The sequence below is a fragment of the Streptomyces sioyaensis genome, assembly GCF_004122735.1.
Classification (GTDB): Bacteria; Actinomycetota; Actinomycetes; order Streptomycetales; family Streptomycetaceae; genus Streptomyces; species Streptomyces sioyaensis.
Window position 1 is genome coordinate 11,583 of sequence record NZ_SDIF01000047.1, and the last position, 22,158, is coordinate 33,740.

The following is a 22,158-nucleotide window of genomic DNA, read 5'->3' on the forward strand; positions in this document are numbered from 1 at the left end:
CACCACACCTCAGGACTTCCGACAGGGGATCTTGGGACTTAAGTCCCGAAGTGACGCATCTCCTATGGCATTTCGCTACATTTCCGGCTCGATACCTTCTTGCGGCGACCCAAGACGCCACCCTGGCAGGAACCGCCCCGCCCCGTTGGACATGCCGGAGGCTTCCCCCGGCGCAGCGCACCCCCGGACGATGGCGGCACCTCGTCCGCGACATGAGGAGAACGCACCGTGCCGCAGCCGCCCCGGCCGCCCGCCGACGCCGCCCCGCAGCCCCCTGCCGGCGGCCCGCCCGCCCGCGCCCTGGACGGCATCCTCGTCGCGGACTTCAGCCGGGTGCTGGCCGGGCCGCTGGCCGCCGCGACGCTGGCCGACCTCGGCGCCGAGGTGATCAAGGTGGAGCGGCCGGGCACCGGCGACGACACCCGCGCCTGGGGCCCGCCGTTCGTCCCCGACCCCGAGGGCCCGGCCCCGGAGCCGGACGGAGACGGTGCGCCCCGGCGCGGCACCGCGGCGTATTTCGACGCCGCGAACCGCTCCAAGCGCGGCCTGGCCCTGGACCTCGGCGACCCGGACGACGCGGCCGCGGCCCGCGAGTTGGCCCGCCGGGCCGACGTGCTGATCGAGAACTTCCGCCCCGGCTCACTCGCCCGCTTCGGCCTGGACCACACCGCCACCCGGGCCGCCAACCCCGGCCTGGTGCACTGCACCATCACCGGCTTCGGCGCCGGCCCGGGCGCCCGGCTGCCCGGTTACGACTTCGTCGTCCAGGCCGTCGGCGGGCTGATGAGCATCACCGGTGAGCCCGGCGGGACACCGCTGAAGGCGGGCGTCGCCCTGGTGGACGTGCTGACCGCGAAGGACGCCGCCACCGGCATCCTCGCGGCGCTGCGGCACCGCGACCGCACCGGCGAGGGCCAGCTGGTGGAGGTGAATCTGCTCTCATCGCTGCTGGGCTCGCTGGTCAATCAGGCGTCCGGCCATCTGGCCACCGGCCGCGATCCGGGCCCGATGGGCAACCGCCATCCGAGCATCGCCCCGTACGAGACGCTGGCCTGCCGGGACGGGGAGCTGCTCGCGGTGGCGGCGGGGAACGACCGTCAATTCCGGGCACTGACGCAGACCCTGGGCGCACCGGAGCTCGCCGACGACATCCGGTTCGTCCGCAATCAGGATCGCGTACAAAACCGTACAGATCTCATCAAAGCACTCGAAAACCTACTGGCCGCCGATACGCCGCAGACCTGGGCCGAGCGACTGACCGCGGCATCGGTGCCCTGCGGGCCCGTCAACACCCTCTCCGAGGCCCTGGCGTTGGCGGCGCGGCTCGGTCTCGATCCGGTGACCCCGGTCGGCGAGGGCCGGATCCCCCAAGTCACCAGTCCGCTCCGCCTCTCGGGGACCCCGGTGACCCAACCCTCCGCTCCACCCCGCCTGGACGAAAACGGCCCCGCGCTGCGAACCTGGCTGTCAGGGCCGGCCGACCACCCCCTACCACCGCGCGCGTGAGCTTCCTCACAAGCAGGCCGCACCCGCAACCGAATCCGCCCACTCGTGCTGTTTATCAGCACGGAATCCACAACACCCCTGTATGGAGCAGCTCGTGACAACGCCGGACAATCCCGCGCCCGCTCGGTCCCGCACCCCGCACCAGCTGCTCCTGACGGACGAGCAGTCGGCCGCCGGGGCGCCGCGCCGTCACCGCCGGATGCGTCGCACGCTCGCCGTGACGGCCCTGTTCGCAGCGGGTGCGCTGGCCCTGTCGGCTTGCGGCGGGGACGCCTCGGCAGGGGGCGACGACGGCAAGAACGGCCAGGCCGCCGCGGATGAGGCAGCCGCCAAGAACGCCTCCGACGCCAAGATCAAGGTCTCGTCGAAGGACGGCGCCACCGACGCCAGCATCAACGACACCGGGGTGAAGGTCACCAGCGGCAAGCTGACCGACGTGAAGCTCACCGCCGCCGACACCGGCAAGGTCATCGCCGGCGCCATATCGTCCGACGGCACGTCCTGGAAGCCCGGTGTCCAGCTGGAGCGGGGCACCAAGTACAAGCTCGTGGCGAACGCCAAGGACGCCAAGGGCCGGGCCGCCACCGAGAACGCCACCTTCACCACGGTCTCCTCGGCCGACAGCTTCATCGGCTCCTACACCCCCGACGACGGCAAGACCGTCGGCGTGGGCATGCCGGTGTCCTTCAACTTCGACAAGGCGATCACCAACAAGAAGGACGTCCAGTCCCACATCACGGTGACCTCCAGCAGCGGCCAGCAGGTCGTCGGCCACTGGTTCGGCGCCCAGCGCCTGGACTTCCGGCCGCAGGACTACTGGAAGGCCGGCTCCAAGATCACCATGAAGATCGACCTGGACGGGGTGAAGGGCGGCCAGGGCATCACCGGCGTCCAGTCCAAGACGGTGTCCTTCACCATCGGGCGCTCGCAGGTCTCCACGGTCGACATGAACACCCAGCAGATGACGGTCAAGCGGGACGGCAAGACCTACAAGACCATCCCGATCTCCGGCGGCAGCGCCGAGCACCCCACGTACAACGGCCAGATGGTGATCTCGGAGAAGTTCGAGAAGACCCGGATGGACGGCTCGACCGTCGGCTTCAAGAACGAGAACGGCAAGGGCGAGTACGACATCCCTGACGTGCCGCACGCCATGCGGCTGTCGTCGTCCGGCACCTTCATCCACGGCAACTACTGGGGCTCCCCGTCCGTGTTCGGCAACTCCGGCACCAGCCACGGCTGCGTCGGTCTGCGGGACCAGAAGGGCGGCGGTGGCGACACCCCGGGCAAGTGGTTCTTCAACGAGTCGCTGGTCGGCGACGTCGTCATCGTGAAGAACTCGCACGACCAGACCGTCAAGCCGGACAACGGCCTCAACGGCTGGAACATGCCGTGGTCCGAGTGGCAGGCGGGCAGCGCGGCCTGACGAACGGCGCCCGCGACTGACGCACGACGGCGGTGGCCGGTCCCCCAGGGGGCCGGCCACCGCCGCCGTTCGTCTTCCGGTACGCCTGACCGGTCCGCCGGCCGTCAGCCCGCCGGCTCCTCCGCGCTCCGCAGCGGCACCTCCCGTACGAACCAGGCGACCCCGAAGCCGAGGACGGCCAGCACCGCGGCGCCGAGGAGCACGCCGTGCAGCCCGCTGGTGACCGCCGCCCGGTAGGCGCTCCGCACCGGCCCGGTCATGGTGCCCAGCATCTCGGGCGTCAGCTGCCCGGCGCCCGCCGTCAGCCGCCGCGCGGCGCCCTCCCCCACCCGGTCGGCGAGTCCGCTGCGCAGCCGGCCGGTGAAGACGGCGCCCAGCAGGGCGACGCCGAGCGAGCCGCCGAGCGTCCGCAGCAGCGTCACCGTGCCGCTGGCGGCCCCCATGTCCCGCGGCTCCGCGCTGTTCACGGTGATGATCATGGTGCTCTGCATGAGGAACCCGATGCCCATGCCCGCGACGGCGGTGAGCGCCGAGGCGAGCGCCACGGCGGTGTCCGTACCGAGCGGCAGCAGGATCAGGAGACCGACGGTCAGCACCGCGCCTCCCAGGATCGGATAGCGCCGGTAGCGGCCGTTGCGGCCGATCAGCGCCCCGGTGCCGAGCTGTACGCCGAGCATCCCGAACATCAGCGGCAGCAACAGCAGACCACTGGCCGTCGGCGACAGGGCCTGCACGAACTGCATGTACTGCGGCAGATAGCTGGTCGCGCCGAGCATCACCCCGCCTGTCAGGAAGCTCAGTATCTGCGCCACGGTGAAGTTGCGGCTGCGGAACAGCCGGGGCGGGATGACCGGCTCCGCGGCCCGCCGTTCGACCCGTACGAACCAGGCCGACGCCGCCACGCCCACCGCCGCCAGCCCGAGAATCCGCGGCGATCCCCACCCGTAGCGCACACCGCCCCAACTGGCCATCAGGGTCAGCGCCAGGATGGCGACGGACAGCAGCACCACGCCCAGGTAGTCGATCCTCGCCCGGCTCCGCCCGGTACCGGACAGCCGGACCCCCACCCCGACGATCACCAGCGCCACCACCCCGATCGGCACGTTCACATAGAACGCCCACCGCCAGCTCAGATGGTCCGTCAGGAACCCGCCCAACAACGGACCGCCGATGAACGCGACCGGCATCATGGCGCCGATCATCGACTGCATCCGGCCGCTCTCCCGGGGCGGCACCAGCACCCCGATGATCGCCAGTGCGCCGACCATCAACCCGCCCGCGCCCAGCCCCTGCACGGCCCGGAACGCGATCAGCTGCCCCATGTCCTGCGCCAGCCCGGCCAGCATCGACCCGGCCAGGAAGAGCGCGATCGCCGCCATGAAGGTGCCCTTGCGGCCGTAGAGATCGCCCAGCTTCCCCCAGATCGGCGTCGCCACGGCGGTGGTGAGGAGATAGGCCGTCACCACCCACGACAGTTGTTCCAGCCCCCCGAGTTCCCCGACGACCGTGGGCAGCGCGGTCCCCACGATCATGCCGTCCACCATCGCCAGGAACATCCCCAGCAACAGCCCGAACACCCCGAAGTACAGCGACCGCGGCCGTCGCCGCTCCCCGCCCCCGGCCCGCCCGACCGCTTCCCCCGCTTCCTTCGTCACGCTCACGACGCCCCCTCGCTCTCACTGCTCATGCGGTACGCCCCCCGCTCCTACGACTGTCGCCGTTACCGCTGTGTACAACGTATCGATCAGATACAACGTACACAGCGACGTATACAACGTCTACTCCTGATACGTTGTATACGAAACGCTCCGGGACGGATCCGGGAAGGAACCGAGACCATGGCCAGCAAGAAGGCAGCCCAGGGCAAGGCTCAGCGGCCGGAGCCGGCCGAGCCGGCCGCGGTGTCCCTCTGGGAACGCCTGGACCGCCCGGCGCCGGCCCCGCGGGCCGCTCTGACGCCGCAGAAGATCGCCGCGGCCGCCGTACGCCTCGCCGACACCGAAGGCATCGACGCCGTCACCATGCGCCGTCTGGCCACCGAGCTGGGTGTCGCCCCCATGGCGGCCTACCGCTACGTCTCCGGCAAAGGTGACCTCCTCGACCTGATGACGGACGCGGTCTACGCCGACCTGAAGCTCCCCGACGACGTGACGCACTGGCGCGCCGTCATGCGCGCCTCCGCACTGCGCACCCGGGAGATCGTGCTGCGCCACCCCTGGCTCATCCAGATCTCCTCACCGCAGGCGCTGCGCGCGCTCACCCCCAACCGGATGGCCGTGGCCGAGCGCGCCCTGTCGTCGCTGGACGGACTCGGCCTCGACGTCGACGCCATGATGGCCGTGGTGGGCACCGTCAACTCCTATGTGCACGGCGCGGTGTCGGCCGAGTGCGCCCAGTACTGCCTGATGAAGGAGCAGGGCTGGACCACCCCCGACGACGTGCGGCTGGCTCTCGCCCCTCAGATGCAGTACCTGATGGGCACCGGCCGCTACCCGACCTACCTCCGCTACCTCCACGAGGCCACCCGCAAGGACGACCCGCAGTGGCGCTTCGAAACCGGCCTGGACAGCGTCCTCGACGGCATCGCGGCCCGGCTGGACATCTGAGCCCCGAGCGTTCCGGGGGCGGGGGTCAGGCGGCGACCGTCACCCCGGTCCCTTCGGGGGCGGGGGAGTCCGCCGGGCGGATCTGCGGTCGCTTGCGCAGGCCCTTGAGGAGGATGACCAGGGCGGTGCTGACGCCCGTACCCACGGCGACGGCCAACAGGTAGAGGAGCGGCTGACCGATCAGCGGGACGACGAAGATGCCGCCGTGCGGGGCGCGGAGGGTGCAGTCGAAGGCCATCGAGAGGGCGCCGGTGACCGCGCCGCCGGCCATCGCCGAGGGGATCACCCGCAGCGGGTCGGCGGCGGCGAACGGGATCGCGCCCTCGGTGATGAAGGAGGCGCCGAGCACCCAGGCCGCCTTGCCGTTCTCCCGCTCGGCCTTGGTGAAGAGCCGGCCGCGCACGGTCGTGGCCAGCGCCATCGCCAGCGGCGGGACCATGCCGGCCGCCATCACCGCGGCCATGACCTTCAGGCTGCCCTCGTTGGGGGTGGCGAGGCCGCCGACCGCGAAGGCGTAGGCGACCTTGTTCAACGGCCCGCCGAGGTCGAACGCCATCATCAGGCCGAGGAGCGCGCCCAGGATGACCGCGTTGGCGCCGGTCAGACCTGACAGCCAGTCGGTCAGCCCCTTCTGCAGCGCGGCGATCGGCTTGCCGATCACCAGAAACATCAGAAGGCCGACGACCACCGAGGAGAGCAGCGGGATGACCACGACCGGCATGATGCCGCGCAACGGCGCCGGGATGCGGACCCGTTGGATCGCCGTCACCACCGCACCCGCGAGCAGACCGGCTATCAGCCCGCCCAGGAAGCCCGCGTTGACGGTGAGCGCGATGGCACCGCCGACGAAGCCCGGGACGAGGCCGGGGCGGTCCGCCATGCCGTAGGCGATGAAGCCGGCCAGGACCGGGACGAGGAAGCCGAAGGCGACGCCGCCGATCTGGAAGAGCAGGGCCGCCCAGCTGGTGGACTCGGTCCAGACGAAGTGGTCGGCGACGGACGGTGCCTTGTTGATCGTGTAGCCGCCGATGGCGAAGGCGAGCGCGATGAGCAGCCCGCCCGCCGCGACGAACGGCACCATGTAACTGACGCCCGTCATCAACCATTTCCGCAGCCGGGTGGCGAAGCCGTCGCCCGGCCCGGCGTCCTTGTCCATGGGAGCGGCGGCCCGCGCCGGGGCACCGACCTCGCCATGGGCGGCCTTCCGGCGCACCTCGGCGATGAGTTCGGCGGCGCGGCCGATGCCCGCCTTCACCCCGACGTCGACGGTCGGCTTCCCGGTGAACCGCTCCTTGTCCCGTACCTCGACGTCATGCGCGAAGATCACGCCGTCCGCGGCCGCGACCACCTGCGGGTCGAGCCGCTGGAAACCGGCCGAGCCCTGGGTCTCGACGACCACCTCGACGCCGACCGCCTTCCCGGCCTTCTCCAGCGACTCGGCGGCCATGTACGTGTGCGCGATGCCGGTGGGGCAGGAGGTGACGGCGACGATCCGGAAGGGGGCGGTCTCCGCCGCCGGTTCCGCTTCCGTCCGCTCCGGTGCCGGCTCCCCCGGGGCCTCGTCCCCGCGGAGGAGTGCCGCCGTACGTTCCGGTGCGGTGGCGGAGCGCAGCGCGTCGGTGAAGGTCTCGTCCATCAGCTGCCGGGCGAGGGTCGAGAGGATCGACAGGTGGTCAGCGTCGCCGCCCGCCGGCGCCGCGATCAGGAAGATCAGGTCGGCCGGGCCGTCCGGCGCACCGAAGTCGATACCGGCGGCGCTGCGTCCGAAGGCCAGCGTCGGCTCGGTGACGTGCGTGCTGCGGCAGTGCGGAATGCCGATCCCGCCGTCCAGCCCGGTCGGCATCTGGGCCTCGCGCGCGGCCACATCCGCGAGGAAGCCCGCCAGGTCGGTGACCCGGCCGGCCGCGACCATCCGCTCGGCCAGGGCTCGTGCGGCGGCATCCTTCGTTTCGGCGGACAGGTCGAGGTCGACCAGTTCCGCAGTGATCAGCTCACTCATCGCGGGCTCCCTTGCGCACGGCACCGCCGGGGGGGACGGTGGGGACGGAACGGGGGGGTGGCTGGGGGTTGGCTGGAGGGCTGGGGGGCTGGGGCACCGGCAGCACGAGCGGACGTCATGGCGCCGGCTCGCCGGTCGGCGGTCATGGCATCGGCTCCGTCAGCAGCCGGTCGAGGGGTACGTCACGGGTCAGCGTGACCGCCGCCGTTTCCAGGTCGGCCGGCGTCGGCATCAGGCTGCCGGGCAGCTGGACGGCGGCCGCACCGTGCGCCACCGCGGCGGCCAGCGCCGCCGGTCCCGTACCGCCCGCCGTGAGAAAGCCCGCCAGCGAGGCATCGCCCGCGCCGACGTTGCTGCGCACGGCCGCGACCGGGGCGCTGCCGTAGTGGACGCCGCCCTCGTCGACCAGGAGCTGGCCGTCCGCCCCGAGGGAGGCCAGTACGGCGCGGGCGCCCCGGGCGCGCAGCTCCTCGGCGGCCTTGACCGCGTCGCCGAGGGTCGCCAGCGGACGGCCGACGGCCTGCGCCAGCTCCTCGGCGTTGGGCTTGACGACGTCCGGGCGCTCGCGCAGCGCCGCCACCAGCGACGGGCCCGAGGTGTCCAGGGCGATCCGGGCGCCGACGCGGTGGGTGCGGGCGACCAGTTCGGCGTACCACTCGGGCGCCAGCCCGCGCGGCAGGCTGCCGCAGCAGGCGATCCAGTCGACCCCCGCCGACCGTTCGCCGACCCTCCGCAGCAGCGCCCCCGACTCCTCGGGCGTCAGCTCGGGGCCGGTCGCATTGATCTTCGTAAGCGTGCCGTCGGGTTCGACCACCGAGATGTTGGAGCGGGTCTGCCCGGCCACCTGCACCCCGGCGACCTCGATGCCCTCCGCACCCAGCAGCCCGGCCAGCGCCGCGCCCGCGGGACCGCCCAGCGGCAGTACGGCCAGCGTGCGGTGTCCGGCGGCGGCGACCGCCCGCGAGACGTTGACGCCCTTGCCACCGGGGTCGATCCGGTCGGCGGTGGCCCGGAGCACGGCCCCGCGGTCCAGCGCCGGGATCTCGTACGTACGGTCCAGGCTGGGGTTGGGGGTGACGGTGAGGATCATGCACGTACTACTTCCGTGCCCGCGCGCTCGATGGCGAGGGCGTCGTCGGGGCTCAAGCCGGTGTCGGTGATCAGCAGATCCACGTCCGACAGCTCGCCGAAGCGGGCGAAGTGCTGCTGCCCGTATTTGGCGGAGTCGGCGAGGAGGACGACACGGCGGGCGGCGGCGATCAGCGCCCGCTTGACGGCGGCCTCCGCGAGGTCGGGGGTGGTCAGACCGCCGTCGGGGGAGAAGCCGTTGGTCGCCAGGAACAGCACATCGGCGTTGATCTCGCGGTAGGCGCGCAGCGCCCAGTCGTCGACCGCGGCCCGGGTACGGTGCCGGATCCGGCCGCCCACCAGATGGAGGGTGAGGCCGGGGTGGTCGGCCAGCCGCGCGGCGACCGGCAGGCCGTGGGTGACGACGGTCAGCTCGGCCTCCAGCGGGATCTCGGCGGCGAGCCGGGCGGCGGTCGTACCGGCGTCCAGGATCACGCTCCCGGAGCTGCCGATCCCGCCCTCGCCACCGGGGAGCTCGGCGAGTGCGGCGCGGGCGATGCGCTGCTTCTCGTCGGCGGCGACGGCGTCCCGCTCGGCGAGGTCGGGCTCGAAGTCCAGGCGGCCGGCCGGGATGGCCCCGCCGTGCACCCTGCGCACCAGGCCGGCCCGGTCCAGCGCCTTCAGATCACGCCGCACGGTCTCGGCGGTGACCTGGAACTCCTCCGCGAGGGAGAGCACATCGACCCGCCCGCCTTCACGGGCGAGCCGCAGAATCTCCTGCTGGCGTTCCGGTGCATACATCTGCGTGCGTATCCGTCCCATGCCCGAACCTGTGGTTTCAGCGGGATGCTACGCCCGGAAATCTGGAAAGTAAACGGAAGTGGGCTTCAGGTGGACTCAAACGGACATCGCTGCGTGGGACGGGACGGGAGGTGGGCGGGATGAGGAGGTGGGGTGGGCCGCGCGGTTCTGGGGCTGCCGTCCCCCTGGGCAGACGGCTCCCGGCCCCCGACCCCGGGCACACAAGAGCCCCGACGCCGAAACGGCACCGGGGCTCGTCCTCCGTCGAGCTATGCGGCCGCGTCGAACCCGGTGTCGCGGGCCATCCGCTTCAGCTCCAGCAGCGCATGCTTCTCTATCTGGCGGATCCGCTCGCGGGTCAGGCCGTGCTGCTTGCCGACCTCGGTCAGCGTGCGCTCACGGCCGTCCTCGATGCCGTACCGGGCCTTGATGATCGAGGCGGTGCGGTGGTCGAGCCGGTCTATCAGGTCCTCCAGCTCCTCACTGCGCAGCAGCGTCAGGACGGACTGCTCGGGCGAGGCCGCGGAGGTGTCCTCCAGCAGATCGCCGAACTGGGTGTCGCCGTCGTCGTCCACCGACATGTTGAGGCTGACCGGGTCGCGCGCCCAGTCGAGGACGTCGGTGACACGGGCGGGCGTGGAGCCCAGCTCGCCGGCGACCTCCGCCGGCTCCGGGTCGCGGCCGTTCTCGCGGTTGAACTCGCGCTGCACCCGGCGGATCCGGCCCAGCTCCTCGACGAGGTGCACGGGCAGCCGGATCGTGCGCGACTGGTCGGCGATGGAACGGGTGATGGCCTGGCGGATCCACCACGTCGCATACGTCGAGAACTTGAAGCCCTTGGCATAGTCGAACTTCTCCACGGCACGCACCAGGCCGGCGTTGCCCTCCTGGATCAGGTCGAGCAGGGGAAGCCCGGCGCGCGGGTAGCGGCGGGCGACCGCGACCACCAGCCGGAGGTTGGAGCGGATGAAGACGTCCTTGGCCCTGGCGCTCTCCTCGGCCAGCGCCGCCAGCTCCTCGGGGTCGGCACCTGCGGCATTGCCGTCGATGACCTCCCCGTCCAGGATCTGCTGGGCGTATACGCCCGCCTCGATGGTCTGGGACAGCTCGACCTCCTTGGCGGCGTCGAGGAGTGGCGTACGCGCGATCTCGTCGAGGTACATGCCGACCAGGTCGCGGTCGGCGATCTCCCCGCCTATTGCGCGAACACTGTTGGCCCCGTCAGAAGTGCTGGTGCTTTCCTGACGCCGGGCGACGGCACGGGTTGCCATGCGTGTGCTCCCTTTGCGATGAGTCGGTCGCGGGACGGTGGGGCGGGCCGGATCGTCCATCGGAAACCCGATGCTTGCCGAGTGGCCCGTCCGAAGGAAACAACGGCTGGAATCCGGACAGAATTCCCACGCCGCCCCGCTATTTTTCTGATCATGCAGTACCCTGCGGCGCCACCAAGGAGGTCACATGCTGCGGGAACATGGGGAAGTGCAGGTCAGAGCGGGCACCGAAGCGGACCTGGCGGCCCTTACCGATCTTTACAATCACTACATTCGCGAGACCTGCATCACGTTCGACACGGAGCCCTTCACCCCCGCACAGCGCCGCCCGTGGTTGCTCTCCCACCCCCAAGACGGCCCGCACCGGCTTCTGGTTGCCCAGGAGGCGACAGAACGGGTGGAAATCCCGCATAACGGACCGGACGGCACACCGCAACCCGGCGTCGCGGGCACGCCGCACCCGGGGGTCGCGGACCAGCCGCCCAACGGACCGGCGGACGGCTCCTGCGGCGGGCTCGCGGCCACCGGGACCCGACGCCCAGGAGGCGCGCTGCTCGGCTACGCGACCAGCAGCGCGTTCCGCCCGAAGGCCGCCTACGCCCCCTCCGTCGAGGTCACCGTCTACTGCGCGCCGCACGCCGCCGGCCGGGGCGTCGGCACACTGCTGTACCAGGCCTTGTTCGAGGCGCTGGCCGGCGAGGACGTGCATCGCGCCTACGCCGGGATCACCCAGCCGAACGAGGCCTCCGCCCGCCTCCACACCCGCTTCGGCTTCCGGCACATCGGCACGTACACGGAGGTGGGCCGCAAATTCGGCCGCTACTGGGACGTGGCCTGGTACCAGAAGGACCTGGACTGCAAAGGACCCGGGCTGAAAAGGACCTGGACCGAAGCGGACCCGGACTGAAGCGGACCGGCCCGCCGGGCGAAAACCCCGCACGCGGCTCCCTGCCTGCCGCTCTCTTCCTGCCGCTCCGGTTGACGCGGGCGACGCCCGGGTGTCGCCTGTACAGGAAGGCAGCGGGGCAACCGAGAGGAGCCCGTCATGGACCACATCGCTCAGCGGCATGGCGCGAGGGCATCCCGCTCGCACGGCACCGTGGAGACCGAACACGGCGCGACGGCCCCCGCACCCGGCCGGGCCGGCGCCCCGCAGCGGCCCCCGGGGATGGCGGGGCGGATCCCGGCGAAGGTATCGCTGCCGATCATCACCGCACTCGCCTTCGGCCTCTTCACCATCTTCCGCACCCACACCGACGGCACCAAGGGCGGCCCGGCCATGCTGTACGGGCTGGCCGCGTTCGTTGTCTCCGGGGTGCTCGGGCTGGTGGTGGCCCACTTCCAGTCGTCCCTGCTCACCGAGACCCGGGCGATCGCCTACGGGGTGCTCTTCGGCGGCGCGCTGGGATGGTGCTACAGCCTCGGCGGGGAAGCCATCCTCAAGTCGTGCGCCTTCGGCTTCACCATGGGCGCCGTCATGTTCGTCGCGTCCCTCTACGTCTTCCGCACCCACCGCGTCCGCGAGCCACACGGCGAACACCGCCCCCACAAGCCCCACCGGACCCACCGCCTGCCCGTGGCCACTCACTGAGCCACCCGCCGAGCCACCCGAGGGCACCCGCCGGGGGACTCCTCTTGACCTCAACCGCACTTGAGGTTCTAGCGTCGCCGCCATGACACCGAGACCGAAGCCGGAGCGGACACCGGAGCCGACGCCGACGCCGGACACGTCGCCCGCGGACGCCGCCACCACGGGCCCCGCCGGCGCTCCCGCGACCGCCGCGCACGTCTTCACCCCCAAGGAGCGCGCGTACCTCGCCGGCCAACCGCTGGCCCGCCTGGCGACCACCGGGCCGGACGGCGGACCGCAGGTACGCCCGGTCGGCTTCGTCCTCAACAACGACGACACCCTCGACATCGGCGGGCCCGCGCTGCACCGCAGCCAGAAGTACCGCAACGCCCAGGCCCGCCCCGAAGTCTCCCTGCTCATCGACGACATGGCGCCGGCCGACGACCCGATCGCGCCCGGCTGGGGCCGCGGCGTGGAGATCCGCGGCCGCGCCGAAGTGCTGACCCTCGACGCGCCCCCGATGGCGCCCGACTTCTTCAGCAACGACGTGATCCGCGTCCATCCACGGCGCATCATCAGCTGGCACCTCGAACCGGACGCCGACGGCACCCGAGCCCGCAACGTTGACTGAGCCGGCCCCGGGGAACCGTCCGCCGCCAGCACAACTGCCGCTGCCGGCCCACCTGTCACCCCACGGTCACTCCACCCGCAGCGCCGCGTCGTCCGACGTCCGCCGGATCGTGCGCAGCGGCCGGGCCTGCGCCCAACTCACCAGCACCACATACGGTTCCTCGACGTACGTACGCACCACCTCCGTCAGCTCCGCCCGGAAGAGATGGAACGGCTCCGGCGGCTTCACCTCCGCCGCATAGCGCGCAACCACCCCGGGGTCGGTCACCTCCACGACCCGCCCGGACACCCTGACGTCACCGTCGGCAAGTCCGGCGTCCGGCCCCGGATTGGCATGCAGGGAGAACCGGGGGTCGCGCCGCAGATCGAGCGCCTTGCGCGAGCCGACCATCATGCCCAGCCACAACTCCCCATGACGGAAGTCCGCCTCCAGACCCGTGAGCCGCGGCGCCCCGTCCTTCCGGAGGGTCGCCAGGACATGGTGCGGATACGCCCCGAACCGCTTCCGCACCCACCCGGCGAATTCCGGCTCCCCCTCCTCCACCACCGCCCAGCCGACCGCATCACCCCGGCCGCTGCCCTCCGCCGCACTGCCCGCCACACCCTCGACGCCCGCGCTCTCACTCGTCATGGCAGCACCCTCCCCGCCATACCCGACACCTCCTGTCCGGTATGGATGCGCCACTCCCGTCCGGTACGGAGGCGACCGGCCGGCCCAACCACCCACCACCAACGGCACATTGGGAACAGCCGGACTGCACCGACTGCGCCGTCTGCCCCACCGACCCCCGCCACAGCCCATCGATCATGCTCCGCCCGGCCGCCCGGCCGCCCGGCCGCCCGGCCGCCCGTAGGAGCCCACGGCGCCCGGGCGCATCTCCGCCGGCCACGGGCCAAGCACCCCGTGACCGGCATTACGCTCCTCACAACGTCGCGGCGTCACACTGGGCAGTGGGCAGGTCGGTACGGGGGAACATTCAGCCATCGAGAACCGATGAATGAATCTTCAAGCGTCGCACCACAGTCTCACCAAGGCGACGTTGTTAAAGCTTAAATAACTCTCCGAGTGGTGAGAGAGTGGATGGTATGAGCAACGAAGCCGCAGCCGAGCCGCACTGGCTCAGCGACGAGGAGCAATACGCCTGGCAGTGCTACCTCCACGCCACCACGCTCCTGGAGGATCACCTCGACCGTCAGCTGCAGCGCGACGCCAAAATGCCGCATGTGTATTACGGCCTCCTCGTCCAGCTCTCCCGCGCGCCCCGGCGGCGGATGCGGATGACGGAGCTGGCTCAGAACGCCAAGATCACCCGCTCCCGGCTCTCCCACGCGATCGCGCGTCTGGAGCGGAACGGCTGGGTGCAGCGGGAGAACTGCTCCTCCGACAAGCGGGGCCAGAACGCCCACCTCACGGACGAGGGGATGCGGGTCCTGGAGAAGGCCGCCCCGGGTCATGTCGCGGCCGTACGCGCCGCGATCTTCGACCGGCTCTCCCCGGAACAGGTCGGTCAACTGGCCGAGATCTGCCAGGTCATGACCGAGGGGCTGCAGCCGAAAGGTGCCGACCTCCCCTGGCTCCGCTGACGGTTCGGCGGAGCCGGAAGAAGCCGGCACCTATGAGTCCGGGAGGCCCCGGCGTACGCATGAGCCCGGGAAGTCCGGTGCCCGCAGGAGTCCGGAAGGCCCGTCCCGGCGTACGTATGAGTGAGGTAGGAATGCGGTAAGAGCGCGGCCGGGGGCGTCGGCTCGCCGACCGCCCCTCGACCGCCCTCCTACCTGATCAGTGCGCCATCCCTGGCAGATCAGTGCACCGTTCCCGTCGGATCAGTGCGCCATCACCGGCACCGGTACCTCGTCCTCGCCCAGCGCCGCGCCCTCGCCGTCCTGCGAGGAGGCGACCGGCGAACCGCCACCGGGCCGCCCGGTGTTGATGAAGGTGAAGGCGATCACGCCGGCCAGGGCCAGGATGCCGACCGCCCACCAGATGGCGGTGGTGTAGCCGTGCACCATCGACTGGAGCTTGAGCAGGTCGAGCGAGCGGGCGCCGGCCGCGTGCGAGGTGGCGTACGCGGTGGTGGCGCTGGCCGCGATGGTGTTCAGCAGGGCCGTACCGATCGCGCCGCCCACCTGCTGCGAGGTGTTGACCATGGCGGAGGCGACACCGGCGTCGCGCGGCTGGACGCCGTGCGTGGCCAGCGACATGGCCGGCATGAACGCCGTACCCATGCCGAGGCCCATCAGCAGGAAGCCGGGCAGGATCAGCGCCGGGTAGGACGTGTCCAGGTCGATCTGGGTCAGCACCAGCATGCCGAGCGCGGCGACCGTGAAGCCGGGTGCCATCAGCAGCCGCGGCCGGACCCGGGTCATCAGCCGGGCACCGATCTGCGTCGAGCCGGTGATCATGCCGACGATCATCGGGAGGAAGGCCAGGCCGGTCGTCACCGGGGTGTAGCCCTTCACGATCTGCAGGTAGTAGGTCAGGAAGAGGAAGAGACCGAACATGCCGATCACGGCCAGGCCCAGCGAGGCGTAGATGCCCGCGCGGTTCCGCTCGGTGACCACCCGCAGCGGCAGCAGCGGCGCCTTCACCTTGGACTCGACCAGCACGAACGTCAGCAGCAGCACGGCGGCCGCGGCGAACAGCCCGAGCGTCGGGCCGGCCAGCCAGCCGTCGGATTCGGCGCGGGTGAAGCCGTAGACCAGCGAGACCAGGCCGAGGGTGGCCAGGATGACGCCGGGGACGTCCAGCCGGGAGGTGTTACGGCTCTCCGCGGGCTCGCGGACGACCAGGAGGGCACCGGTCGCGGCGACCACGGCGAACGGGATGTTCACGAAGAAGGTCCAGCGCCAGTTCAGGTACTCGGTCAGCACCCCGCCGAGGATCAGACCCACGGCGCCGCCGCCACCGGCGATCGCACCGAAGATGCCGAACGCCTTGGCGCGCTCCTTGGCCTCGGTGAAGGTCACGGCCAGCAGGGACAGCGCGGCCGGCGCCAGCAGTGCGCCGAAGACCCCCTGCAGCGCCCGCGCGCCCATCAGCATCGCCTGGTCGGCGGCGGCCCCGCCGAGCCCGGAGGCGATCGCGAAGCCGAGGAGTCCGGTGATGAAGGTCCGCTTGCGTCCCCACAGGTCGGCGACGCGTCCGCCGAAGAGCAGTAGCCCGCCAAAGGCCAGTGCGTAGGCGGTGATCACCCACTGCCGGTTGGCGTCGGTGATACCGAGATCCTCCTGGGCGGAGGGCAGCGCGATGTTCACGATGGTCGCGTCGAGCACGACCATCAGCTGGGCGAGAGCGATGAATATCAGCGCTTTCCAGCGCCGGGGATCGACGTATGTGGCTGTTTCAGGCATGGCGGGATCCACCTAGTGGTGCGGTGAGCGAACAGGAGCGAAGGACCGGCGCACCGAGCGGCCGACGGGACGCGGGGAACGCAGGACGGGACGACAGGACGACGGGAAGGAGGAATCGACGGGACGGCGGGACGGGCGAGGCACTTCAGCGGGCGAGGTGCTACGGCGGACGAGGTACTTCAGCGGACGAGCTGCTACGGCAGGTGAGGCGCTACGGCATGGCGCTCGCCCGGGTCACGAGCTCCGCCGCCTCAGGTCTTCCAAGGTGGCTGCGGCACCGGGGAGTTCGGAGCGGGCGGGCGTCTGCAGACCGTCCAGGAACAGTTGCAGATGCCGGTGCACGAACGTGTCGAAGTCCATGCAGCCTCCCCCGGACTCGGTCCGGGGAGACCCCCATCCCGGCAACGGCCTGGTCAGCTGGGTGATCGCGACCATCAGATCGCCGACCGCGATATCGGTACGCAGCTGGCCGCTCTCGCGTGCGGCGCCCATGACGGCCTCGATGGCCGCCTCCAGACGATCGCGCGCCGCGAGCAGATCGGGGTGGTCGCGGTCGACGCCGTCGGAGAGCAGGGGGCACAGCGCCCCGATCCGCTCCTCCACCGCGGCGTGGGCGAAGCGCCTCAGCGCTTGGAAAGCATCGGACTCCTCGGCAAGGGCACGCTCCGCTCGGTCCGCGGTACGGGACATGACGGAGAGCGTGACGTGGTGGATCAACTCCAGACGATCCGCAAAGTGACGGTAGAGCGTCGCATTGCCGACGCCCGCGCGTCGAGCGATTTCATCGAGCGGGACCCCGGCCCCGAACTCGACCATCGTCTCGCGGGCGGCCGCGATGATCCGCTCCCGGTTGCGCAGGGCATCGGCCCGCAGACGGGGCTGCTGCTCCCCCTTCTCGGCCTGCCGCTTCCCGGACCGCTCCTTCCCGGACTGCTCGTTCCCGGACTGCGCACAAGCGGTGGTGGCGGCCACGGCAGCTGGCTCCTCTCGTCTCTCAGCGTTCTCGGCACATCTCCGACCACCCGGTCAGGCGTCAGGTGTCAGGTGTCAGACGACCGGTGTCGGGGACCTCTCCGTCCCCTGCGCACCGAACGAACCGGGGAAACGCTCCCCGCTTCATCCGACGTCTGGTTAAACGGGGACCCCCTCCCCGGATATTTCACGCCCCGACGTGACCTGAACCACACCTCACCCCACCCACCCACCTGCGACCGGCGCGGGTGGGCCCCCGCGTCCGGACCGACCCGTCCGGCCCCGCCATGACTCCGGTTGACGTAACCCCGCGCGCGAGCGATCACCCGTCGACACAAGGTGATCGATATGAAGCACAAGGTATCCGCGGTTCTGGCCGCAGGAGCGGTGACCGCGGCCGCGGCGATAGCCCTGGGCTCACCGCCCAGCGCCGTGGCCATACCCACCGGGCCCGGCTCCCCGCCGAGCGGCCCGTGTGCCCTGCGCGGCATCAGCGACGACGTCGCCGAATCCGCGGACACCCCGACAGGTTTCGCCCGTTCATCCGGCCACGTACGGGCGCTCACCCTCTTCATCGACTTCCCGGACGCCCACGCCACCCTGTCCCCCCGCGCCCGCTTCGCCGAATTCTTCCCCGCCGCGACGGAGTACTTCCGCGTCAGCTCGTACGGCAGGCTGACCTACCGCCCCATACCGCTGTTCCGGTGGCTCCGTATGTCACGGCCGCTCGCGGCGTACGGCATCGGGCGGGGCGCCAGCTTCGACCCGGGCTCGGACGGCGGCTACCACGCCCTCTCCCGGGAGGTGGTCCGCGCCGTCGACCCGCTCGTCGACTTCCGCGACTACGACGTCATCAACGTCATCGCCACCCCCAACGCGGGCCCGCCCGCGACCCGTACGGTCCTGTCGGTCACCTTCAGCGGCGGCGACATGGGGCTGCGTACCGCCGACGGGGTGCCGTTCCGCAACGCGTCCTTCATCTGGAGCCGGCAAATCGGGACGAGCGCCTTCCGCGTCCTCAATCACGAGAACGCCCACAGCTTCGGCCTGCCCGATCTCTACTACACCGACGACCGCGACTCCTCGCCCCCCGTAGGGCACTGGGACCCGATGGACGAGGACTGGGGGCCGAGCAACGACTTCGTCGGCTGGCACAAGTGGAAGCTCGGCTGGCTCTCCGCCGAGCAGGTGCACTGCGCACCGCGCCACGGAACCCCCGGCGAACACACCCTCACCCCCATCTCCACCCCCGGCGGCACCAAGATCGTCGTCATCCCGACCTCGCCCCGCACCGCGCTGGTCGTCGAGGCCCGCATCCGCGGCCTGCTCGACCCGGCGGTCTGCCAACCGGGCGTCCTCATCTACCGCGTCGCCACCCGTGTCCCCTCGGGCCGCGGCCCGCTCCGCATCGTGGACGCCACCCCGCGCAGCGGCGGCTGCTACCGGGACAACAAATACGTCGACCCGGAGCTGACCGACGCCACCTTCGGCCCCGGCGAAACCTTCACCGACCGCACCAGCGGCGCGGCCGTCACCGTCCTCACGGAAAACCCCGACGGCACCTATCGCGTACGGGTGACCCCGGCACGCGACTGACGCAACGCCGGGCGCGCGGACGAGACACAGCCGGACGTCCACCAGGCATCGCGGCCCACGCATCACGGAGGCATCGCGGTCCAGGCGCCGCAGGCCACGCATCGCGGTCGGGCGCCGCAGGCCAGGTATCGCGGCCCAGGCATCGCAGGCCGGGAGTCGCGGGCCAGGCGGGACCTGGCGCACACGACCTACTCCTGGTGCTCCTCCCGCCAGTGCCGCCGGCCGATGCTGATCAGCCGCAGTTGCCGACGCGCAACCCGGACCACCTGCTCGGCCGCGCCTTCCGCCCCGTCCGCCTCGGCGTCGAGCAGTGCCGCGGCCGTCGTCACCAGCCGGTCCACATACAGCTCCGCCAGCATCCGCACATCGTCATCGCACCAGCCTTCCGACACCGGCTGTGACTTGAGCGCCGCCGCGACCTCCTCCGCGAACCGGTCCAGCTCCCCCGCGATGGCCTGCCGTACGGCCCGTACGCCACCGTGCCGCTCGCGTGCGACGAACCGGATGTGCAGCGGATACCGGCGGACGTGCTGCTCCACTACCGCGACCGTACGGTCGATCCGCTCCTCGGCCCCGTCCTGCTCGGCGAGGATCGCCCGCACCATCACATGCAGGCTCCCCAACGCCTCCTCGACCAGCACGACGCCCAGCTCACCCATATCGCGGAAGTGCCGGTAGAACGCGGTCGGGGCGATCCCCACGACCCGCGTCACCTCCCGCAGCCCCAGGCTGCTCAGGCTCTGTTCCTCCAGCAGTCCGAGGGCCGCGTCGAGCAACGCCTGACGGGTCTTCTGTTTCTGGGCCTGCCGGACTCCAAGACTGTGACTCATGTCATCCAGTAAACAACCGTTCTCCGAACTACTCCACTCCTGCGCAGTCGTAGACTGAAGGAACTGAGTGAACAACTGTCCTCTGGAATCGGAAAGGAAGATCATGCTCTTCCTCGTCGCAGCCCTTCTCCTGATGGGGATCATGCTGGGCACCGCGGCACACCTCCCCATCCCCGTCACCCTCCTCGCTGCCGCCGTCATCGCCGGCTGGCTGCTCGTCTTCTTCCTCCGCGAACGCCGCCACCAGGACGAGGTGACCTCCCGATGACCACGCTCAGCCAGACCGCGCGGACGACCACGCCCGCACCGGCCACAGCAGCCGAGACCCCGCAGCGCCCCGCCTCCCGCCTCCGCGACCACGCGGACGGCATGGCCGTCGCCTCCTTCGTCCTCGGCCTGCTCGGTACCCTGGTCCTCAACCTCCTCCTCGGCCCCTGCGCCCTGACCCTCGGCGGCCTGGCCCTGGCCCGCGGCACCAACCGCCGCGGCCGCGCCCTCCTGGGCATCGCCCTCGGCGCCGTCGACCTGCTCCTCCTCGCCCTCCTCACCACGACGGACGGCACGGTCAGCTGGCACATCGGCGGCTGACACCCGCCGCACGAGGACGCGATCACTGCGGCGACGACCGCGACGACGCCCCCTCCCCCGCACCGCGGCGTCAGGCACCACGATGGCGTCAGGCATCACGATGGCGGTGGTCGATTCCCGACCACCGCCATCGGCATGCCAGGGGCGCAACCCGCCCGCACCGAGCAGCACTTGCCCCAGCCGAGGGGTCCTGACCGCCCAACCGGACGCCCTCCCCAGGCTTGAGCCCTGCCGCACTCCCCCGAGGCGGACCTCTCCGCCTTCGCCACCGGGAAATACCTAGACCTCGACCTCCCGGCAGGCAACTGCCGATCGGGCCACCCACCCCCAGGTAGCGTTATCAAACACGCATTCGAATCAATCAAGGCAAGGGAGTTCAGATGTCCATGGTTCCGTGTGGTGAATGCCGATGACGCCGACCGACATCTGCTTCCTGGACGCCACCGATCTGGCCGCTCGGATCCGGAGGCGGGAACTGTCCCCGCTGGAGGTCGTCCAGGCGCACCTCGACCGGATCGAGGAGACCAATCCGAAGCTCAACGCCGTTGTGACGGTGACCGCCGAACAGGCCCTGGTTGCCGCGAAGGCCGCGACCGAGGCGGTCTTGCACGAAAAGCCGCTGGGACCGCTGCACGGCGTCCCGTTCACCATCAAGGACTCCCTCGATTCAGCCGGCGTCCGGACCATGCGTGGCTCGCACCTGTTTGCCGACCACGTGCCGGACCGGGACGCAACCTCGGTGGCCCGCTTCAAGGCGGCCGGCGCAATCCCGATCGGGAAGACCAACCTGCCGGAGTTCTCCTACTGGACGGAGAGCGACAACCTCGTCTCCGGCCGCTCCCTCAACCCCTGGGCCCCGGAGCGAACCCCCGGTGGGTCGAGCGGCGGGGAGTCGGCAGCCATCGCGGCGGGGCTGTCGCCGCTCGGCCTCGGCAGCGACGTCGCGATCTCGATGCGCGGACCGGCCCACTACACCGGCATCGTCGCACTCAAGGCGACCCACGGCCGGATCCCCTTCACCGGCCACTGGCCGGACATCCTGCGCCGCTACTGGCACGTGGGCCCGATGGCCCGCAGCGTCCGGGACATCGAGGCGGCCTATGCGGTACTCGCCGGCCCCGATGGGCTGGACGGCTACGCCGTGGACCTCCCGGTCGCCGCCGCACCCGCGGAGGTTTCGGCCTCGCGGGAGGGCCTGCGGATCGGATGGCTGGTGCGGCCCGGCTTCGGCCCGGTGGACCCCGCGGTGTCGGCCACCGTGACCGCCGCCGCGGAGGCACTTGAGGACGCCGGCTGCCACGTGGAGGAAGTGCGCCTACCGGAACTGGATGCCTGCGACAGCACGCAACTGAGCGCCACCCTCTTCCTCCCGGAAATCCTTCCGTACTTCAAAGAGCACACGGCGGGCCGGGAGGACGAACTGCACGCGGTGCTCCGGCACACGCTGTCGCTGCCGGACGTCCCGCTGGCCGACTACGTGACGGCGCAACGCACCGTCGAAGGCCTCAAGTCGGCGTTCTCGACGTACTTCGCACGCTACGACGCGCTGCTGTGCCCCGTCGTGACCATGCCCGCCCCCCTTCACGGCCAGACCGAGTACGACGTCGACGGAGTGACGGTGCCGCCGTGGAACGTCATGCGCGCCACCGTGCCGTTCAACTTGACCGGCCTGCCGGCACTCTCGGTGCCCTTCGGCTCAAGTCCCGAGGGGCTGCCGATCGGAGTACAACTGGTGACGAAGTGGTACGACGAGGCCACACTGCTCCACCTCGGCACTCTTCTGGAATCCGTAAGCCGGGTCCGCGAACGACACCCGGCGCTCTGAACAACGCGACATCCCTGCACAGCAGAGCGACAGGCGATACAGCAGCACGCCTCACCGTTCGACTCGGCCGGCGCGCGGCGGGGGTGCAGCCGGTGTGCATGCCGAAGCGAATGTGCCGG

At 71.0% G+C, this 22,158-nt stretch carries 20 protein-coding genes; 11 read left to right on the forward strand and 9 right to left on the reverse strand.

The genetic code is table 11. The features are described 5' to 3' along the window. The first annotated feature begins 228 nt into the window (after positions 1-228). Both EST54_RS17780 and EST54_RS17785 read left to right on the forward strand, forming a co-directional pair. Positions 229-1,506, forward strand: coding sequence for a CaiB/BaiF CoA transferase family protein (locus EST54_RS17780; protein WP_129248625.1), 1,278 nt, complete (start codon positions 229-231; stop codon positions 1,504-1,506). A gap of 82 nt (positions 1,507-1,588) precedes the next feature. After that, positions 1,589-2,932 (forward strand): L,D-transpeptidase, encoded by a 1,344-nt coding sequence (locus tag EST54_RS17785; protein WP_129248626.1) that lies wholly within the window; start codon positions 1,589-1,591, stop codon positions 2,930-2,932. A 104-nt stretch (positions 2,933-3,036) separates the two neighbouring features. Here EST54_RS17785 and EST54_RS17790 read toward each other — a convergent pair whose 3' ends face one another. Next, entirely contained in the window at positions 3,037-4,593 is a 1,557-nt protein-coding gene (locus EST54_RS17790; RefSeq protein ID WP_275543273.1) for an MDR family MFS transporter, read from the reverse strand. Between the two features lie 177 nt (positions 4,594-4,770). Here EST54_RS17790 and EST54_RS17795 point away from each other — a divergent pair, with 177 nt between their 5' ends. After that, complete coding sequence (locus EST54_RS17795; RefSeq protein ID WP_129248627.1) at positions 4,771-5,538, forward strand: TetR/AcrR family transcriptional regulator; 768 nt, start codon at positions 4,771-4,773, stop codon at positions 5,536-5,538. A 25-nt stretch (positions 5,539-5,563) separates the two neighbouring features. Here the strand turns inward: EST54_RS17795 and EST54_RS17800 are convergent, their stop codons facing one another. The 4 genes from EST54_RS17800 to EST54_RS17815 all read right to left on the reverse strand — a co-directional run bounded on the left by EST54_RS17800 (position 5,564) and on the right by EST54_RS17815 (position 10,677). Beyond that, positions 5,564-7,537 (reverse strand): PTS fructose transporter subunit IIABC, encoded by a 1,974-nt coding sequence (locus EST54_RS17800; protein ID WP_129248628.1) that lies wholly within the window; start codon positions 7,535-7,537, stop codon positions 5,564-5,566. A 142-nt stretch (positions 7,538-7,679) separates the two neighbouring features. Then, positions 7,680-8,627 carry a 1-phosphofructokinase gene (gene pfkB / locus EST54_RS17805; RefSeq protein ID WP_129248629.1) on the reverse strand — a complete coding sequence of 316 codons (948 nt, stop codon included), beginning with the start codon at positions 8,625-8,627 and terminating at the stop codon, positions 7,680-7,682. Further along, on the reverse strand, positions 8,624-9,406 hold the full coding sequence (locus EST54_RS17810; protein ID WP_129248654.1) for a DeoR/GlpR family DNA-binding transcription regulator: 783 nt from the start codon (positions 9,404-9,406) through the stop codon (positions 8,624-8,626). Before EST54_RS17810 ends, pfkB begins: the two co-directional genes overlap by 4 nt. A 269-nt stretch (positions 9,407-9,675) precedes the next feature. Next, a complete protein-coding gene (locus EST54_RS17815; protein ID WP_129248630.1) occupies positions 9,676-10,677 on the reverse strand; it encodes a sigma-70 family RNA polymerase sigma factor in 1,002 nt (333 codons plus the stop codon). A gap of 187 nt (positions 10,678-10,864) precedes the next feature. On the opposite strand from EST54_RS17815, the gene EST54_RS17820 reads away from it, so the two are divergent. The 3 genes from EST54_RS17820 to EST54_RS17830 all read left to right on the forward strand — a co-directional run bounded on the left by EST54_RS17820 (position 10,865) and on the right by EST54_RS17830 (position 12,878). Beyond that, the gene (locus EST54_RS17820) at positions 10,865-11,584 is read left to right on the forward strand and encodes a GNAT family N-acetyltransferase (RefSeq protein ID WP_129248631.1); all 720 of its coding nucleotides are present in this window, start codon (positions 10,865-10,867) and stop codon (positions 11,582-11,584) included. 138 nt (positions 11,585-11,722) lie between these two features. Then, a complete protein-coding gene (locus EST54_RS17825; protein WP_129248632.1) occupies positions 11,723-12,268 on the forward strand; it encodes a hypothetical protein in 546 nt (181 codons plus the stop codon). 82 nt (positions 12,269-12,350) lie between these two features. After that, on the forward strand, positions 12,351-12,878 hold the full coding sequence (locus tag EST54_RS17830; protein ID WP_129248633.1) for a PPOX class F420-dependent oxidoreductase: 528 nt from the start codon (positions 12,351-12,353) through the stop codon (positions 12,876-12,878). A gap of 66 nt (positions 12,879-12,944) precedes the next feature. Here EST54_RS17830 and EST54_RS17835 read toward each other — a convergent pair whose 3' ends face one another. Continuing rightward, positions 12,945-13,508, reverse strand: a complete 564-nt coding sequence (locus EST54_RS17835) for a pyridoxamine 5'-phosphate oxidase family protein (protein ID WP_129248634.1) — start codon at positions 13,506-13,508, stop codon at positions 12,945-12,947. Between the two features lie 455 nt (positions 13,509-13,963). Between EST54_RS17835 and EST54_RS17840 the strand changes: the two genes are divergently transcribed. Continuing rightward, entirely contained in the window at positions 13,964-14,461 is a 498-nt protein-coding gene (locus EST54_RS17840; RefSeq protein WP_129248635.1) for a MarR family winged helix-turn-helix transcriptional regulator, read from the forward strand. A 240-nt stretch (positions 14,462-14,701) separates the two neighbouring features. Here EST54_RS17840 and EST54_RS17845 read toward each other — a convergent pair whose 3' ends face one another. After that, positions 14,702-16,228: an MFS transporter gene (locus EST54_RS17845; protein ID WP_129248636.1), complete on the reverse strand. Its 1,527-nt coding sequence runs from the start codon at positions 16,226-16,228 to the stop codon at positions 14,702-14,704. Positions 16,229-16,462: 234 nt separating this feature from the next. After that, positions 16,463-17,200, reverse strand: a complete 738-nt coding sequence (locus tag EST54_RS17850) for a TetR/AcrR family transcriptional regulator (protein ID WP_372448250.1) — start codon at positions 17,198-17,200, stop codon at positions 16,463-16,465. 348 nt (positions 17,201-17,548) lie between these two features. On the opposite strand from EST54_RS17850, the gene EST54_RS17855 reads away from it, so the two are divergent. Continuing rightward, positions 17,549-18,796, forward strand: a complete 1,248-nt coding sequence (locus EST54_RS17855; RefSeq protein WP_129248637.1) for a M6 family metalloprotease domain-containing protein — start codon at positions 17,549-17,551, stop codon at positions 18,794-18,796. Between the two features lie 188 nt (positions 18,797-18,984). On the opposite strand, the gene EST54_RS17860 is transcribed toward EST54_RS17855, so the two are convergent. Further along, the gene (locus EST54_RS17860) at positions 18,985-19,626 is read right to left on the reverse strand and encodes a TetR family transcriptional regulator (RefSeq protein WP_129248638.1); all 642 of its coding nucleotides are present in this window, start codon (positions 19,624-19,626) and stop codon (positions 18,985-18,987) included. 67 nt (positions 19,627-19,693) lie between these two features. On the opposite strand from EST54_RS17860, the gene EST54_RS34460 reads away from it, so the two are divergent. From EST54_RS34460 to EST54_RS17875, 3 genes are all read left to right on the forward strand, one after another. Continuing rightward, complete coding sequence (locus EST54_RS34460) at positions 19,694-19,894, forward strand: hypothetical protein (RefSeq protein WP_129248639.1); 201 nt, start codon at positions 19,694-19,696, stop codon at positions 19,892-19,894. Continuing rightward, positions 19,891-20,214: a hypothetical protein gene (locus EST54_RS34090; RefSeq protein WP_154074025.1), complete on the forward strand. Its 324-nt coding sequence runs from the start codon at positions 19,891-19,893 to the stop codon at positions 20,212-20,214. Before EST54_RS34460 ends, EST54_RS34090 begins: the two co-directional genes overlap by 4 nt. 409 nt (positions 20,215-20,623) lie before the next feature. After that, positions 20,624-22,039 (forward strand): amidase, encoded by a 1,416-nt coding sequence (locus tag EST54_RS17875; protein WP_129248640.1) that lies wholly within the window; start codon positions 20,624-20,626, stop codon positions 22,037-22,039. Positions 22,040-22,158 lie beyond the last annotated feature (119 nt).